The 16888-nt window shown below is 46.6% G+C and carries 18 protein-coding genes; 7 read left to right on the plus strand and 11 right to left on the minus strand.

Annotated features, from left to right (window positions below; all coding sequences use genetic code 11):
• Positions 1-6 precede the first annotated feature (6 nt).
• Genes dhaK through dhaM form a run of 3 tightly spaced genes read left to right on the plus strand, consistent with a single transcriptional unit; the run spans position 7 to position 1955 of the window.
• Positions 7-984, plus strand: coding sequence for a dihydroxyacetone kinase subunit DhaK (dhaK, locus tag ACFO4U_RS06250; protein ID WP_074036462.1), 978 nt, complete (start codon positions 7-9; stop codon positions 982-984).
• A 19-nt stretch (positions 985-1003) separates the two neighbouring features.
• Positions 1004-1594 carry a dihydroxyacetone kinase subunit DhaL gene (gene dhaL, locus ACFO4U_RS06255; RefSeq protein ID WP_214690716.1) on the plus strand — a complete coding sequence of 197 codons (591 nt, stop codon included), beginning with the start codon at positions 1004-1006 and terminating at the stop codon, positions 1592-1594.
• 10 nt (positions 1595-1604) lie between these two features.
• A complete protein-coding gene (gene dhaM / locus ACFO4U_RS06260; RefSeq protein WP_256443656.1) occupies positions 1605-1955 on the plus strand; it encodes a dihydroxyacetone kinase phosphoryl donor subunit DhaM in 351 nt (116 codons plus the stop codon).
• Between the two features lie 38 nt (positions 1956-1993).
• Here dhaM and ACFO4U_RS06265 read toward each other — a convergent pair whose 3' ends face one another.
• Both ACFO4U_RS06265 and trmB read right to left on the minus strand, forming a co-directional pair.
• Complete coding sequence (locus ACFO4U_RS06265; RefSeq protein WP_230872823.1) at positions 1994-2503, minus strand: hypothetical protein; 510 nt, start codon at positions 2501-2503, stop codon at positions 1994-1996.
• A 105-nt stretch (positions 2504-2608) separates the two neighbouring features.
• Positions 2609-3256 (minus strand): tRNA (guanosine(46)-N7)-methyltransferase TrmB, encoded by a 648-nt coding sequence (gene trmB, locus ACFO4U_RS06270; protein WP_215243805.1) that lies wholly within the window; start codon positions 3254-3256, stop codon positions 2609-2611.
• A gap of 138 nt (positions 3257-3394) precedes the next feature.
• Between trmB and ACFO4U_RS14720 the strand changes: the two genes are divergently transcribed.
• Complete coding sequence (locus tag ACFO4U_RS14720; RefSeq protein ID WP_012726769.1) at positions 3395-3505, plus strand: hypothetical protein; 111 nt, start codon at positions 3395-3397, stop codon at positions 3503-3505.
• 35 nt (positions 3506-3540) lie between these two features.
• Here ACFO4U_RS14720 and ACFO4U_RS06275 read toward each other — a convergent pair whose 3' ends face one another.
• Genes ACFO4U_RS06275 through pepV form a run of 6 tightly spaced genes read right to left on the minus strand, consistent with a single transcriptional unit; the run spans position 3541 to position 10559 of the window.
• The gene (locus ACFO4U_RS06275; RefSeq protein ID WP_215244183.1) at positions 3541-4335 is read right to left on the minus strand and encodes a phosphotransferase family protein; all 795 of its coding nucleotides are present in this window, start codon (positions 4333-4335) and stop codon (positions 3541-3543) included.
• A gap of 49 nt (positions 4336-4384) precedes the next feature.
• Positions 4385-6550: a type I pullulanase gene (gene pulA, locus ACFO4U_RS06280; RefSeq protein ID WP_215243804.1), complete on the minus strand. Its 2166-nt coding sequence runs from the start codon at positions 6548-6550 to the stop codon at positions 4385-4387.
• A gap of 19 nt (positions 6551-6569) precedes the next feature.
• The gene (locus ACFO4U_RS06285) at positions 6570-7409 is read right to left on the minus strand and encodes an NERD domain-containing protein (RefSeq protein WP_215243803.1); all 840 of its coding nucleotides are present in this window, start codon (positions 7407-7409) and stop codon (positions 6570-6572) included.
• Entirely contained in the window at positions 7379-7954 is a 576-nt protein-coding gene (gene thpR / locus ACFO4U_RS06290; RefSeq protein WP_159562557.1) for an RNA 2',3'-cyclic phosphodiesterase, read from the minus strand. The genes ACFO4U_RS06285 and thpR overlap by 31 nt, the downstream gene beginning before the upstream one ends.
• A gap of 5 nt (positions 7955-7959) precedes the next feature.
• Complete coding sequence (locus tag ACFO4U_RS06295) at positions 7960-9111, minus strand: MFS transporter (protein ID WP_215243802.1); 1152 nt, start codon at positions 9109-9111, stop codon at positions 7960-7962.
• 59 nt (positions 9112-9170) lie between these two features.
• Complete coding sequence (gene pepV / locus ACFO4U_RS06300) at positions 9171-10559, minus strand: dipeptidase PepV (protein WP_215243801.1); 1389 nt, start codon at positions 10557-10559, stop codon at positions 9171-9173.
• A gap of 308 nt (positions 10560-10867) precedes the next feature.
• Between pepV and ACFO4U_RS06305 the strand changes: the two genes are divergently transcribed.
• Positions 10868-11089 carry a DeoR family transcriptional regulator gene (locus tag ACFO4U_RS06305; protein WP_012726776.1) on the plus strand — a complete coding sequence of 74 codons (222 nt, stop codon included), beginning with the start codon at positions 10868-10870 and terminating at the stop codon, positions 11087-11089.
• A gap of 103 nt (positions 11090-11192) precedes the next feature.
• Entirely contained in the window at positions 11193-11819 is a 627-nt protein-coding gene (locus tag ACFO4U_RS06310) for a DUF3885 domain-containing protein (RefSeq protein WP_215243800.1), read from the plus strand.
• A 64-nt stretch (positions 11820-11883) separates the two neighbouring features.
• On the opposite strand, the gene ACFO4U_RS06315 is transcribed toward ACFO4U_RS06310, so the two are convergent.
• Positions 11884-12597, minus strand: a complete 714-nt coding sequence (locus ACFO4U_RS06315; protein WP_078147222.1) for a pseudouridine synthase — start codon at positions 12595-12597, stop codon at positions 11884-11886.
• Complete coding sequence (locus ACFO4U_RS06320) at positions 12597-14294, minus strand: putative polysaccharide biosynthesis protein (protein ID WP_196430934.1); 1698 nt, start codon at positions 14292-14294, stop codon at positions 12597-12599. Before ACFO4U_RS06320 ends, ACFO4U_RS06315 begins: the two co-directional genes overlap by 1 nt.
• Positions 14295-14437: 143 nt before the next feature.
• Here ACFO4U_RS06320 and ACFO4U_RS06325 point away from each other — a divergent pair, with 143 nt between their 5' ends.
• A complete protein-coding gene (locus tag ACFO4U_RS06325; RefSeq protein ID WP_214690711.1) occupies positions 14438-15703 on the plus strand; it encodes a BaiN/RdsA family NAD(P)/FAD-dependent oxidoreductase in 1266 nt (421 codons plus the stop codon).
• A gap of 105 nt (positions 15704-15808) precedes the next feature.
• Here the strand turns inward: ACFO4U_RS06325 and ACFO4U_RS06330 are convergent, their stop codons facing one another.
• The gene (locus ACFO4U_RS06330) at positions 15809-16645 is read right to left on the minus strand and encodes a DUF2268 domain-containing putative Zn-dependent protease (protein ID WP_251125250.1); all 837 of its coding nucleotides are present in this window, start codon (positions 16643-16645) and stop codon (positions 15809-15811) included.
• Between the last annotated feature and the right edge of the window lie 243 nt (positions 16646-16888).

Raw genomic sequence — 16888 nt, forward strand, 5'->3', positions numbered from 1 at the left:
TCTCGCGTGAAGAAGCTAATCGGTGAAGCAAGTGAACTCGTATCGCAAATGGTTGAAGGGATGGTCCATGCCCATCCTGAAGTGTATGGTCGAGTCGACGGTGTGAATGTCATCTGTCGGGCTGACGGAGCGAAGTCTGGAAAAGTCGGTCTCGTCTCTGGAGGCGGTAGTGGTCACGAGCCAGCACACGCCGGATATGTCGGGGACGGTATGCTCGATGCGGCAGTTTGTGGGGAAGTGTTCACTTCTCCTACTCCGGACATGGTGCTTGAAGGAATCAAAGCAGCTGACGGTGGAAACGGCGTTCTCTTGATTGTGAAAAACTATTCCGGCGACGTGATGAACTTTGAGCTCGCCGCAGAACTGGCCGAAGGAGACGGCATCAAAGTCGACCACGTCGTCGTCGCAGATGACGTCGCCATTTCGAACAAAGAAGATCGCAGAGGGGTTGCCGGAACCGTCTTCGTCCATAAAATCGCGGGAGCTGCCGCTGCTAGCGGGAAGTCACTCGAAGAAGTCAAATCCATCGCCGAGAAAGTAGCGTCTCACGTTCGCTCCATGGGGATGGCAGTCGAACCTTGTTATATGCCGGTGAGCGGTAAACCTGGGTTCGACTTGAACGAGGAAGAGATGGAGATTGGCATCGGGATTCACGGGGAACGAGGTGTTGAACGGAAACCGACGAGTGATGTCGACCAAATCGTCGACGACCTCCTCAGTCACCTGAAAAAAGAAGTCGAGCCAGGAGAAGTTGCCGTCATGGTGAATGGAATGGGTGGAACGCCACTATCTGAGCTGTATGTGACGTATCATTTCGTTGCAGAAAAACTTGAAGCTGCTGGATATACCCTCAAACGAAAGTATGTCGGTAACTACATGACTTCACTCGAGATGCATGGGTTCTCCATCACGTTACTCCCTCTCGATGATGAGATGACGACGTATCTCGACGCTCCTTCAGCAGCACTCGGATTCAAAATTTAATAAATGAGGTGTTTGGTTTATGTTGACGATTGATCGGATGAAGCAGGCGTTACGCGACGCACAAGTTGGCATCGAAGAGCAAAAGGATACGTTGACCGATTTAGACCGGGCCATCGGCGACGGTGACCATGGGATCAACATGTCTCGTGGTTTTGATGCGGTCGCTACAATTTTAGATGAGGATTATGATTCTCTTGGAGCACTTAGTAAAAAGGTCGGGATGACCCTCATGTCGAAAGTCGGCGGTGCGGCCGGCCCTTTATACGGTTCAGCTTTCGTGAAGATGGCAAACAAGTTCGGGGATGCGACCGAAGCGGACTTTGGCTTACTCAAGGAGGCACTTCAGGAAGGTTCGAATTCTATCAAAGCACGAGGGAAATCGGAAGTCGGCCAAAAAACGATGGTCGACGTGTGGGACCCGTTCCTCGAGCAAGTCCAACAAGGGGAAGATTATAAACAGAAATTAGACGCACTTGTCCAAAAAACAGAAGATATGGTGGCCACGAAAGGAAGAGCCTCTTATTTCGGAGAAAACTCTCGCGGAACCGTTGATCCGGGTGCCCTTTCTAGCTCAATCCTTTTGGCCGCGATTATGAAGGAGGTCGATTGACATCGTTGAATTGATCATCGTCTCGCACAGCGAAAAAATTGCGGAAGGCATCCAAGATTTGATGAAGGAAATGGCACCGTCCGTGCCCATTCATCTAGCTGGTGGCCTTGAGGATGGCGCTATCGGAACGGACGTGAATCGCATCTTATCAGCGCTCGATCAGGTCGAAGGAGAAGCACTTCTCCTCAGTGATATCGGATCGGCGACAATGAATGCGGAACTCGCCATCGATATGTACGAAGGTGACAAACATGTCGAATTTTTCGATGGTCCAATTGTCGAGAGTGCCTTCATCGCCTCCGTTTCTTCAGGAAATGGGATGTCACTAACTGATATCGTCGGACAGTTAAAACAACAGTAAAAAGTACCCCGTTCTCTTGAACGGGGTACTTTCATTTCTTATCTTGGGTTGTCATTCTTTTCATATACGGCATTCATATATGAACTTGTTGAATAGAAACGTGGTACAACCAAGAACAAAATGAGTGCTGGAATCGCAATCAATAGAAGCAAGACCAATACCGGTAACCAATAGACGATCTGTTGACCAAGCATGTCGATGTTCGCGTCCGCAAACTCTGAGGCTCCTTCTACTTCTACGAGATCCGCTGATGTAAGAATCTTGTTGTCTGTCGCATCAAAGTAATGGTACTCGGTTTTACGTGTGATGAAGATCCCATCACGAATCGTATCGAGCTCTACGACAGCCGCGATGACTTCGTTGCCGTTTGAATGGCGAAGCGTCTCTTCTTTGATGATTTCAGCTGTTCCTTCTTTATAGTCGTAATGCGTTGCTTTCAAATCCTCTTCGAGAGCGTCTAAGAACGCTTCGTTCGCTGAGGTATTCATTGGTGCGATTGTTAGAATGAAGATTACTGCAAGCAGGCTTGCCCATGCTTTTTTCAACATCCCCATGTTCCCCCTTCTCTTATTCCAGTTTAGCGTCATTCCTATTGTACCAAGAAGAAAGAAAAAAGTGTGAAGAAAATACTATTAAAATAAGAAAAAAGCGTGTCAATTTTTCGGACGGAAGACGGCTTCCATTCGGTAAATCGGCTGACCGAGCGCACTAAAGCGCTCTTCATACTCTGTTCGAATATTATCTTCTGGTTCATTGACATGTAAATCTAGTGAAATTTCTGTGAAGAACATCCCGTATTGACTCATACTCTGAAGCGAATATTCAAACAATCCACGGTTGTCCGTCTTGAAATGAATCTCTCCTGCTTTCGGAAGAATCGCCTCATATGTCGCCAAAAACGTCTTATACGTTAGACGTCGTTTTGCATGTCGTGTCTTTGGCCACGGATCGGAGAAGTTTAAGTATACGCGATCGACTTCCCCCGCTTCAAAGTAGTCGACGAGTCGTTTCGCATCGACCGTCAATACTCTCACGTTCGGCATCGGGGTTTCGACTAATTTTTGTACGATGGAAACGGCTACGCTCTCAAACAACTCGATCGCAATGAAGTTCACATCCGGGTGTTGTTTCGCCATCCCTAAAATAAATTGTCCTTTTCCTGAACCGACCTCGATAAAGAGCGGGTGGTCATTCCCGAATTCAGTGCTCCAGTTACCTTTCAACTGTTCAGGATGGTGAATAAATACATGTTCTTGAGCTTCCATATATTCTTTTGCCCAAGGCTTATGTCGTAAACGCATGAAAATCCTACCTTTCGTTCATCAAATGTTCAAGTTTAATGGGAATATGCACGTTACGGACGAGCAGTCCTCTTGCGATTATACACGAAATCATAGTTTAATGAACGTGAATCATCCTTCACAAGGAGGTTAAATACAATGAGTACTTTAGATCAGTTCCTTATTTTTTATGCAGCTCCACTGACGTTTTTTGCTGGTGTCATCGCAACGTTCGTTTGGGCTTACTTTATGAATCCAGATGACATTTAACACATTCAAAAAGGGGTGGCGAACAGCCATCCCTTTTAATTGATTCGTTCGTACGCCTCGTCCATCAGCTCACGTAATACATGAAATCCTTCAGTTCGCGCAGAGTCATTCTCTTCCCCATAGATTGTCAAAATCGTCTGGGCGATTGCATACCAATGCATTCGATTATGGAGCTCACTCGAGACACGTAACCCGTAATGAGAGAACCAGCGCTCCCACTCCACTTCATCCATATAGCTATATACAACCATCGCCAAATCGAACGCGCGGTCTGCAATGATCGCATCATCCCAATCCGTCAAATAGAGTAGGCCGCTCTCATCCTCAATCCAATTATTATGGTTTAAATCAGAATGACAGACGACGAATTCTTGCTCGTCGACTTTTGGCAAATGGTGTTTTAGCCATTGAATGGCTTCTCCGATGATTGGGTCTGTTTCATCTTGTTCATATGCCTCACACTGACGGAGCAACAAGTGCGGCGTCACCGGTGTGTGGTTCAGCTGTTGCAACATGAATAATAGCTCTTTCGAGTTATGAATCTTTCCGAGTTGCGCCGCGACATCAGGTCGTTTCATATCTTCTGGTGAAAGTTCGCGGCCTTCGATAAATTGTTGGGCGCTTAACACGTCCCCATTAAACATTCGCTTTGTCCAAAGAAGCTTTGGTACGATTCCTTCCGCTGACAAGATCGCCAAAAACGGAGAAGAATTTCGTTTGACAAAAATCTTCTGTTGGCGCGTCGTCGCTACATACGCTTCGCCCGTAATGCCTCCGGCTGAAGCGACTGTCCACTCTTTCCCGAGCGCACCGACTATATCTGAATACATATTCATCACGCTCAAATCTTACTTGAATTAAAGAGATACAATCAACATCTTAACACGCGAGAATCGTCATTGACAACGACTCGACTTGAATGTGTGTTGGGTTTCGTGCGAGCGGAACGAGACTCGCCGTTTCTCCTTGAACGTATACGTTCCATTTCGCATCGCTCTCGAATGAAAGCGAGTCGAACGTACCGTTCACATAGACGCGTACCCGTTGCCACGCATCATAAGAATGACTGGCCGTCAATTCATAGATAATGACGCCAGGAGGCGATGGGAGAAACGTGAAATGGTCAATGACTTCTTGTCTGGAATCATACCGGAAACATGTATGGAGTCGCCGTAACTTCAAGAGCGTCTTCACATACTCGATGTCTTTGATTCGTGTGTCACGAAGATCCCAATCAAAATGATTGATGTGATCGGGTGAATTATAGCTATTTTCGACACCCTGTTTCGTCCGCCCAAACTCTTGACCGGCATGGATGAACGGGATGCCTTGGGATGTGATGACGACCGCATTAGCAAGACGTTGCATGGCAAGACGAGTCGTTTCATCGACTCCTTCACAAGACAACATTAACTTGTCATAGATCGTATAGTTGTCGTGAGCTTCGGCATAATTGATGGAATAAGTCGGACTCGGGAAACGACCGACCGTTACGTTCGGAATGTGGACGGCTCCAGTAAGACATTCTCGAAGTTCCCACTCTCGCCACTCATTCCCGGAGATGAATCCACGTTCCCTGTCATTAAACGTCGACCCCTTCAACGCATCTCGAATCATATCGTTGAAATGTCCGATGCGAGGCATGCGTGCAGCATTTTGTGACGTCGCCTTCAATGACTGTCCAAGCGGTGTCGCCAAGTCCCACCCTTCTCCATAGACGAGAATTGAGGGATCAATCTTATCGAGCGCGGCCCGTACTTGATTCATCGTTTCGACATCATGAATCCCCATTAAATCGAAGCGGAACCCATCCACTTGATAGGTTGTTGCGAAATACGTCACGAAGTCGACAATCATACGTCGCATCATATAGCGTTCTGACGCCGTGTCATTCCCGACACCGGTTCCGTTCGCTATCGTCCCGTCGTGCTCGTATCGAAAATAATAGTATGGTACGAGTGCTTCGAGTGGGGATTGTTCTCGAATATAAATATGATTCATCACGACGTCTGTAACGACTCGAAGACCAGCTTGATGCAAGTCAGAGACGAGTGTCGCATATTCGAACACACGACTCATCGGCACATCCGGTCTTGAGGCATAACTTCCTTCAAGTCCGAACCAATGAATCGGGTCATAGCCCCAGTTGTACGGCATACGCGTTGTCTCATCGACACTTCCAAAATCATGGACAGGAAGCAACTGGACATGGGTCACGCCAAGTTCTTTTAAATAGTCGAGTCCGGCACTATTGCCTTCTTTCGTCCGAACTCCTTTTTCAGATACCCCACCGTATAGTCCTTTTAATTGACTCATCGATGAGGGATGGCTTGTAAAATCCCGAATGTGAAGTTCATAGATGACGGCATCCGTTGCCTTCCATAAAGGGGGGCGCGCGGCTCGTTCGACCTGTTTATTGACAAATCGTGAGACATCTTGTAGTACGCCATACTCACCGTTCAAACTGACGGCTCGCGCATAAGGATCGACGACTTGCCTCGTATCGACCGGTGTTTTCACTTCTAAGCGATAAAACATACCTTGGAACGCTTGTGGTATTTCACCACTCCATTCCCCGCGTGCGCCGCGGTTCATGTGAAATCGCTCAATTTCTCTGTGATTCGTATCATCATGCACTGTAATCCACATGGATAAAGCAACCGGAGACCATACCGTCACTTCCATTCCGTGCGGCGTAAACGATACGCCGAGTGGACCATCATATGAGAAACGACGTTCAAATTCCTCTGATCGGACGATTTCTCGTGGTACGACAACCGTCGTCTTATGACCCGGATGGCAGACGGTGTACAACGTTTCTAAAGAGATTGGTTCGTTTAAACGAAGGATTTGTTCGATCTTCCCGGATTCCGTCACAAACTGTTGCTCGACGAGATAGTCGACCGGGCGTCCATTCTGTTCGATTTGTACTGGAACGGATTCATATTCGCGCACAATCTCAAGTTGTATGGTCTCAAATGATACGAAAGACGCGCTCTCGATGGTCACATGTGAGGCGGTCTTTTGATCTGGTGTGTGATGCATATGCGTCCCTTCCTCTCAATCACTGATCCATGAATTGACGAAACGGCAACTTGGCAGTCACTTCTAATATGGTAGCAACGTCACGAATCTGCTGTGCTTTTACAATCGGTGCACGACCGTTCACTTGTTTCATCCATTCCGTATATTCATTACGACCGATATATTGGGTCGATCGAACACTTGGAACGTTATCAAAATATCCATTTGTCGCAATGACGACTTTTTGTAGCACGCCCGCATAATGCGGTAGAACTTGACGAATCAGTTCCTCTGTCCGTGTCAATGCAATCAGCGGGTTCACTACACGGGTATTTTCCCCTTTCAGCGGTTGATGAATCCATGTCTTCTCTTTCGATATGTGATAGATGCTTCGATCGCCTTCAAGCCATTCTACGATATAAAGGTGCGTCGGTCCGACGATGACATGACTCAATTCAACCATCGCACCATTCCATTCGATGACCGGTCGATACAAGAAAAAGTGTCGTTCGTTCCAATCGGTGCGCATCACACGATAAGCGAAGTCACGAATAAACGCCAGATGCGGTAAATCTGTCTCAAGCACCCCTTCGCAAGCGAATTGAAGCTTTTGGATATGCCGGCGCTCTCGTAACAACTTTTGATATTGTGATTCAGAGAGCGGCTTCGGCTCCAATTCGATTCGTTCCGTCTTCGCCCAAAACTTCCACCACGGTCGGTCAATTTCGAGCACTTCGACCGGGTTTAAGCGATTGTTTTCATGAAGGCGCTGTAGACGTGCCGTATCGGATTCCACATATTCCAAATAACGATTATATTGATCTAATACATCACGTTCATATTTTGAGATTACGTCAAAAATTTTAACCGGGATTGCCATATATCCTCCTCTGGCCGTCTTAGCGGAAATACGTCTACTGCTCGGTAAGCAGGTGTATGAGTCGGCTGTACTTCATATAAAATTAATTCTTCTACTGATTCCGTCGCGTGAAATTCAGGGGGGACGTACGGGACACGCTCCCCTTCGCCCCATTTTTTAGCGAGCGTCACGTGAGGGACAAACGACTTCCGGTCCAATCTTGGAATCACATCAACTAGTTCATGGCGGAGGGTATGCGCCAACCGTTGAAGGGGTTCAGAATCATCCGGAACGATGGTCAAAACGCGGGGCCGATCCGGTCGCCCAAAATGGTCGATGGCTCGAAACTCCAACGTGAATGGTAATGTTTTCTCACAAATTCTACGCGTGATTTCTTTTACTTCGTCTAATTCATCCCCATCCACGCTTCCTAAAAATTGCACTGTCATATGGAACTCTTCCGGTCGATAGATTCTTCGATACGAATAATAAGGTAAGATGGTTTGCTGTACGTCAACCAATTCAGTCGCTTCAATGGGAATCGCAATAAAGTAATGCGTACTCATCTCATTCATCCTTTCAGGTTGCGACGTGACATTCCGATCCAAATCAACGCTCCTAGTGCCGTGACGATGGTATACATCCAAAACACGCCTAAAATATCGTCAAGTTCAATGATTTTACCACTCAGCATATTAAATCCAGCTGTCGCGAGCCCGGACGTCAATGCCATATATACCCCGATGGCCGTCGAGGAAACTTGCCGATCGACGAGCGTCCGAACGAATTGAAGTGCGACGGGAATCAAAAGTCCGACGACGAGACCTTGTGCAATCGCGAGGAGCCACACGACCCAAATCGGTGGTTCTAACGCAAGTACCCCGTTCCGAACTGCCGAGATGATAGCGGCCCCGACAAGAACGCTGACGTTTCCATAGCGTTCAACCAATTGGGACGCCACTTTCATAAACGGGATTTCAAATAACACTGCCACGAGGAATAGCGTTCCGACCAACGTCGTCGAGCCACCGCTGTTTGTCACGTAAAGGCCGAAATAATAGTTATTCGCGTAAATCGGTCCGAAGACGAGCATCCCACCACATAAGAAGAATACAAAGCGTTTGTTCCAAACAGCCGTCCATGAGAGCGGCGCCAACGTCACATCGCGAATCGAACTTTTCTCAGGAATCATTCGAACAAATACGCTGCCAAGTATTAGTAAAACAGCGCTCAACACGAATGTACTAGCTAGTCCCCACGTGCTATCAGAGATTCGTCCCATTGCAAAGACGGCAATGGCAAATCCCGCTGATCCAAAGAGTCGAATTGCACCGTAATCAACTTTCGACCGCGTCGTATAGTCGAGTGTCATCATGTCCACAAGCGGGATGTGAGCACATTGGAAAACGGACCAAATCACCATAAGTATGACAATCCAAATGTAAGAGGTCGCCACTAAAAACGTGAGAGAAATGAGTGCGGCGCTTAGCATCGCCAAAATCAACCAGGCACGGACTCTCCCCGTCCGGTCGGTCAACATCCCCCACAATGGTTGCACGCCGATGGATAGAATCGGTAAGATGGCCACCACAATCCCGACTTGGCTAGGTGTCAACCCAAACTTAGTTTGTGAAAAGTATAAGGTCATATAAGGGATCAATGCCCCTTGCGCGAAGAATATCGCGACGTATACAGACTGAAACAATCTTTTTTGCGAATCCAATGATAACTTCCTTCCTAAAGGACAGAGAGCCGACTATACCAGCCAGCTCTCCTTGTTTCTTATTTAGCGAGCTCGTAAATGGCCTCAGCATAGATTGCCGCGGCACGTAATAAATCTTCTATCTCCATATATTCATCGACCTGATGCGCCACATCTTTAGCACCTGGGAACAATGCACCAAATGCGACACCTGCCTCGAGCGAACGTGCATACGTTCCGCCTCCGATGGCCATCAAGTTTGCATGTTCTCCCGTTTGACGCTCGTACACGCCTGCTAGTGTCTTCACGAGTGGGTGATCTTCTGCCACATGATGAGGCGGCATATGTTGACGGGTCTTCAACTCGAACCCAAATGACAAAGCGATTTCACGTAGGTTTTGTAACCGTTCTTCGAATTTGGCCGTATACGGATAGCGAATGTTGACCGTCGCCGTACGCTCTTCTTCATTGTATCGGAAGACGCCGCCATTAATCGTCAAGTCGCCCGTCTCATCGCTCGCTTCAATCCCAAGCGAAATCCCACGAGAATCGGCGAATACGTGACGAACGAATTCAACATAGCGCTCGCCTTGAATATCAAGTGGAAGATGTAACAAGAATCCAGCGAGGACGTAGGCCGAGTTGACCCCGTTATCCGGTTCCATCGCGTGCGCCGCTTTTCCTTTCATCGTAAACGTATATGTGCCACGGTCGTATTCACACGTTCCGTCCGCTTCATATTTTTCGAGATAGGCCTCGAACTTCTCCTCGAGTACCTCATCCGTCTTCAATTCGGCTTTCGCGAAGTCCGGCACCATATTCGGACGCTCCCCACTCGTGAATGACACGAGATGGTAGGCAGAACCTGGTACACGTTGAATCGGTAATTGAGTCAACACACCATCATACAACCCTTTTTCAGCATTGATGATCGGGAAATCCGCATCTGGCGCAAATCCATACGTCGGCATTTGTTCTTGTTTGAAATACTCGCGGACACAGCGCCATTCGCTCTCTTCATCGCAACCTGCAATCAAACGGACCCGCTTTGAAAGTGGTAGCCCGAGCTCTTTGACAATTCGTAGCCCGTAGTATGCAGCCATAGATGGCCCTTTATCATCGTTACTTCCGCGTGCCACAATTTTCCCATCAGTCGTGATGGTCGGGTTGAACGCGCCATACGTCCATCCCTCCCCTGCTGGGACGACGTCAAGGTGACATAGGATGCCGACGATTTCCTCCCCGTCTCCATATTCCAAATGTCCCGCATAACCTCCGACGTCTTTTGTTTTAAATCCATCTCGCTCACCGATTTCAAACATGTAGTCAAGCGCTTGACGAACCTCCGGACCAAACGGCATGTTCGGCGCAGCTTTCGATTCATCGAGTACGCTAGGGATTTGAAGTAACCCTTTCAAATCTTCTAAAAATGCGTCTTTACGATTGTCGACTTCCTGTCTCCAATTCATGTTCATCTCCCCTTTTGCGAATGTTCTCTCCCTTACTAGTATATCCAAATGTATGAAAGACGAACATTCATTTAGAAAAGTTTTTTTCGTTCGTGTTTCAGCTTCATTTCAATGTAAAAATATAATCTTCATTCGATATTTACGTTCATAATCAAATCTTTACAAACAGATTGTTCGTGCTTTCCACTTGCATTTTTGCTCAAGAGCGGTATACTAAAGGTGTAATTTTAGAAAATAACAATTTTATATTTCATTTTGTCGTCTGTAGGTATGGTTTATCATTATTCTACACATTGGGAGGTTATCCAATGAAAGGCTCAACAGATCGGATGTTAACGCGCATCAAGTCCATTTATTTGTTCATCAATGAAAGGGAATCCGTTACCACTTCAGAACTAGTAGAAGAGTTCGGCATCACGTCACGTACCGTGCAACGTGATTTGAACGTACTTGAGTACAATAACCTTGTGGAGAGCCCTAGCCGTGGCACGTGGACTTCATCAAAACGTTCACTCAAGACGGCAAATTGAATTGTATATGTATATTCAAGAGACCTGGCGTTCAGGTCTCTTTTTTATGAATGAAGGTTTTGTGGTTTTAGATTGTATCAATTGCTTAAGATGAGGTGATGATGTGAAAGAAGAAATAATGAAGTACATAGAGGACAATTTCCCAAACCTATCTGGAGAAGTCCATCTAAGATTCGAACTTGGCGAACCGTATAAAAACGGAACGGATGAGAGAATAGAGCAAGTTGTAAACAGAGTGACTACATTGTTCGAGGAAGTGTTTCAATCTGATGATTACATCCATATCTTTATCAAGGATTGGAACGAAACAGAGGACATCATGTTCGGGAATACCACTCCCGAATTTTTGTATGGTTTATTCATGAAACAACAGATTGAAGAAGAAACGTTATTTGAATTAAATGAAGATATTGACGAAATAACAGGGGAATTTATAGAAATCAAACATGAATATAAAGCAAAATTTGTATCCTCGCAGATCAAGTCAATCTCTTACGAGAAAATCCTTAGAGGTATAGGAAATTACGAGCAAGGAAGAGAACCTTCAATTGGACAAGCTGTTTACTTTATTAGCACCGAAAAGAACATCGTGTTTCATATGTACGATGATCGAGGTTGTATCATAAGTTCAAATGAAGTTGAACCACTTGTTCCTTTGTATCACAGATATAACGACTGGTTGGTTGACTCTTGGCGTGATGATTTTGATGCCATTTTCAAAAAGATATAATCGAAAAACAGAGCTTTTTATACAAAAAGAGAATCCGTCCCATCAGACAGATTCTCTCATCTTCTTATGATTGAAGAAACAGTTGAACTTCTTCTTCCGTCAACTCACGATATGCCCCGAGCTCAAGCGTCTCATCGAGTTCTAACTTTCCGATTTGAACACGCTCCAATCGTTCGACATGTTTGCCGACCGCCGCGACCATTCTTTTCACTTGGTGATATTTCCCCTCAGACAACGTGAGGCGAATGACCGACCGACGTCCGCTCTTGCTCAGTATTTCAAGACGGGCCGGCTTCGTCGTATATCCGTCCTCTAACTCGACCCCATTCGCGAACGTCTTGATATCCTCTACTGTCATCTCCCCGTCGACCTCGGCGATATATACTTTGTCGACGTGCTTGCGAGGTGACATGAGCGCATGATTGAACGCGCCATCGTTCGTGATGAGGAGCAGTCCCGTCGTATCCTTATCGAGACGACCGACCGGGAAGAGGTCATAATGGGCATACTCTGGATCAATCAACTCGATGACTGTCGTCTCGACTTGATCTTCAGTCGCACTGATGACCCCTTCCGGCTTGTTCATCATGAAATAGATGTAGGGACGATACTCAACCACTTCCCCGAACACCGTGACTTTCTCTGATGCTGGGTCGACGTGCCGTTTCGCATCTTTTACAGGTGTCTCATCGACTCGCACTGCCCCTTGTTTCAATAAGATTTTTACATCTTTTCGTGAACCATATCCCATGTTCGATAGCAATTTATCAATTCGCATTATCCGTTCCTCCGATATTCAAAGCGTTTCCCTAGTAATTTCCCTGCGAGATGGCTCCGCCACCCGAGGTATCCATATACGAGAACGCCGATTGTCACTCCCACGATTGTCGCAAAGATGTCGTTCCCCCAACTCGCTTCATCATTCATTGTGACGAGAAGAGAGAGGAAGACGGCTGCGAACATCGCCCCACCCATCAAGAACATCAAGATGGTACGACGAAGCAGTTGCTTATATGGGAAGTGGAGCGTTCGTTGAATCATCCACACCATGAGAATAATGGCCACGATGTATCCAGCGATGGTCGCGTACCCGGCTCCGATTCCGCCGAGCCAATAGACGAGCGGTACGTTCAATGCAAGTTTCGTCAACAGTCCCATCGATGTGGCAAAGATGGTGAAGTACTGACGGTTGATCCCTTGGAGGATCGCAGCCGCGACCGAGTAATAGGCCAAGAAGAATGCACTTGGTGCGTAGTGGAACAAGTATACCCATCCTTCACGGTCACCCGGGAACAAGGTGCCAAACAATGGCTCCGCAAGTGCCACGAGACCAATGACCGCAGGAATCGTCACGAAGAACGAGACTTGGAAAATATGGTTTACTTGATTTCGAACTTTTTGCATGTCCCCTGTCGTGAACGAACGAGTCACAAGCGGAATCGTCGCCATCGACACACTCGCTGCCACAGAGACTGGAATCAACACAATTTTATGGGCGTTTCCGGTCAAAAAGCCATACGCTGACGTCGCTTCAGAAACGCTCGCACCCGAGCTGAGTAACGTATTGACCATCGTCAATTGGTCAATCAATTGATAGAGAGGGGTCGATACCCCGACCATCACGATTGGAATTGAATAGCTAAGCAATTCAAGCAATAACGATTTCATCGAGCGAACCGGTGTGCCCGCTGGATTCTCTGTCTGACGATGAATGTCCTTCCGACGCTTCCAATACATGATGAGCACGGCGAAACTACCGATTGCCCCGATGAACGCACTGAACGTCGCAATCGTGACCGCGATGACTTTCAATCCGTTCAATTCAGTCGTTTCAACGGATTGCGTCCCTCCGAGGGCATTGGCAATCGGTTGAATGAAGTTTGAATCCGCAAAGACGAACAAGACGAGCATCGTTCCACTGAGAAGGAACAGGATGCGTACAATCTGTTCGACGACTTGTGAGATTGCCGTCGGAGCCATATCTTGATGTCCCTGGAAATAACCGCGTACCATACTCATCGCCGGGATGAGCAGTAACGCAAAACTGACGCTTCGTGTCACGAGGGTGAGCGAGTCAATGTATTGCTGATTGTTCTCCGAGTTTCGGACCATCAGTTCGGATAGCCATGGTGCCGCAAAAAAGAGTAATAAAAAAGCGACGACACCGGTCGCAAGCATCAGCTTCATCCCTTGTCGGAACAGTCGTTGACTCGTCCCGTATTCTCCTAGTGCATTATATTTTGCGATAAATTTCGAAACGGCGACGGGGATCCCTGCCGTCGAAATGGAGATCATGATCGCATAATACGTATATGCCGCTTGATATAATGTCACTCCGGCAATCCCGACCATCGCTTGGAACGGGAACGTGTACAATAGTCCTAACATTCGGGAAATCAAGTTTCCCGCTGATAAAAGAAGCGTTCCTTTGACGAAGGAGGCTCTTCCAGAATCTTGTTTGGCGCTTGATGACATGAGGTACCTCCATCTATAAATCAACGATTTCAATGAATTCGGTTTTACAAAACAACCGCTTCTCATTATACTCTTACTGTTACGGATAATAAAGTTACGATAATTTTACTAATCATATAGATGAAGAAATGAGGAGATACCCTATGAAAGATGTCATCGTCATCGGTGGAGGACCGAGCGGGCTCATGGCAACGTATGCAGCGGCAAAAAGTGGCGCTTCGACCTTGCTGATTGATAAAGGTTCAAAACTTGGTCGGAAATTGGCCATTTCAGGTGGAGGACGTTGTAACGTCACGAACCGAAAGCCAATCGATGAGTTGATTCAGTTCATCCCAGGCAATGGTCGTTTCTTATACAGCGCCCTTGCTCAGTTCGACAATCAATCGATTATCGACCTCTTCACTGGATTCGGGATTCCGCTGAAAGAAGAGGATAATGGGCGCATGTTCCCTGTGACGGATAAGGCACAGGATGTGGTCAACACGTTGCTTCGGGCGATTGAAGACCTCGGCGTCGAGATTCGAAAAAAGGCTGAAGTCAAAACGCTACATTTTAATGAAGAAAACGAGTTTCATGCGGTCGAGTTGATGGACGGTGAGATGCTCGAGGCAAAAGCTTGCGTCGTCGCGGTCGGCGGTCAGTCTGTCCCGCACACCGGTTCGACCGGGGACGGCTATCCATGGGCAGAGAAGGCCGGACATACCATCACGGAACTCTTCCCGACAGAGGTGCCCATCAAATTGAACGATTCGTTCATCGGAACGAAACAACTTCAAGGATTATCGTTACGGGACGTCGCATTGACGGTACACGGCAAAAAAGGAAAGGCCATCAAGACGCACCAAGGCGACATGATCTTTACCCATTTCGGGATCTCTGGTCCAATCGCACTCCGTTGCAGTCAATATACGATCAAAGAACGGAAGCGCAGCAAAGAACAGGTCGTCCTCTTGTCACTCGACTTCTTCCCGGACACGTCACGAGATGCGCTCGTTCAGGAACTGTGGAACCAAGTACAGAGCCAACCGAAGCGTGCCGTTAAAAACGTATGGAAAGGCTACATCCCTGAGCGACTTCTTGACTTATTGCTCGAAGAACTCGCATTTGGAGAAGAAGATGCGAGTCAGTTGAAAAAGCAATCCGTCATTGATTTCGCAACACGTTTGAAAATGTTCGAGATGCACGCCGTCGGGACACTCGACTTTGATAAAGCGTTCGTCACAGGTGGCGGCGTTTCGGTTAAAGAAGTTGCACCACAGACGATGATGTCAAAGAAGGCACCAGGTCTCTTCTTTGCAGGTGAAGTACTCGACATTCATGGATACACAGGTGGCTACAACATCACGGCCGCCTTCACAACGGGACATTGCGCCGGATCGCATGCAGCCGAACTGGCGACAGGGCGGTAAAAGGTTCGGTCAAACGCATCGTCTGCGTTCTATCATGATCACTAAACAATTAAAAGGTTTGATCCTGTCTCATTCAGGGTCAAGCCTTTTAACATTCTTTTCAACTTAATTTTCCAATTCCATCACATCTCGATACTTGTATTTTTCTAAAATCTCATGATCTTCTTTGAAGGTCCATTCGGGAATCGACAGTTCTGGGTGCGCCGTCAAATAGTCATGGAGCACATCCCTCCCTAGAATATAGTTACTCCAACGTGGCATATCTTTTTGATAATTACCGACTACAAAATCGGTGAAGGACGTTTCATAATCATTCACTCGACTCGCAATATGTTTCATGGTCGCTTCATCAACGTCTACATACCACGGTGGCGTTACCCCTTTGACAATGCGGTCGGCAAACGCATCCGCTTTCCCTTCAATAATCACTGACTCGAGAATCGAACTCAGGTTATATTCGTTTTGATCACGAAGAATCAGATGATGGTATTCATGAGCCATCGAATGGGCTAACACACCTTTGTCAAAATCTGTATCAAGAAACAAGATGAAGGTGTCTTTATACGCTTGGGCGCCTACCCCTTCAATCGGTCCACTATCGTAGAAGAATTCAGGATTATACGGTGCGATAAACACCATGCCCTTCTTTTTAGGGAGAATTTGATTTGAATCTGCATATGTCGATGCAATAATCTCTTTAATCTCGTCATGCTGCTCGATTAATTTGTCTAACTGCTTCAGCAATTGTTGCTTATGAGGAGTCGGCTTTAGTGAAAAGCTCGTTTTTAATATAGATGTATCGATCTTTTCTTCCTCTCCGACTTCCCCTATGTAATCCAATACATATTTTTTGAAGTTTTGTTTATTTTCCTCCGCATCGGTTGTTTCAAGGGATGCGTTCAAATATTGTTGGTATTGGGTATAGAGTGGGATGATTGTCAATTTATTCTCTTCATTGATTTCTATCGTTTCGATTGAAACGTCAGGCTCTGATTTTTTAGATTCTAACTCTTTTTCATCCTCACTACATGCTGTTAATAGAAGTGCTGAACTACAACATAGAATACCGAATAGCTTTTTCAGTTAAATGACCTCCATATCAATGATCAATATCCCTCATTCGCTTACTTATGTTAAATTATACCATTAATTACTCCCATAACCTTTCCAATCCCATCTAATATC

The sequence above is a fragment of the Exiguobacterium profundum genome, from assembly GCF_042652865.1.
GTDB classification, from domain to species: Bacteria; Bacillota; Bacilli; order Exiguobacteriales; family Exiguobacteriaceae; genus Exiguobacterium; species Exiguobacterium profundum.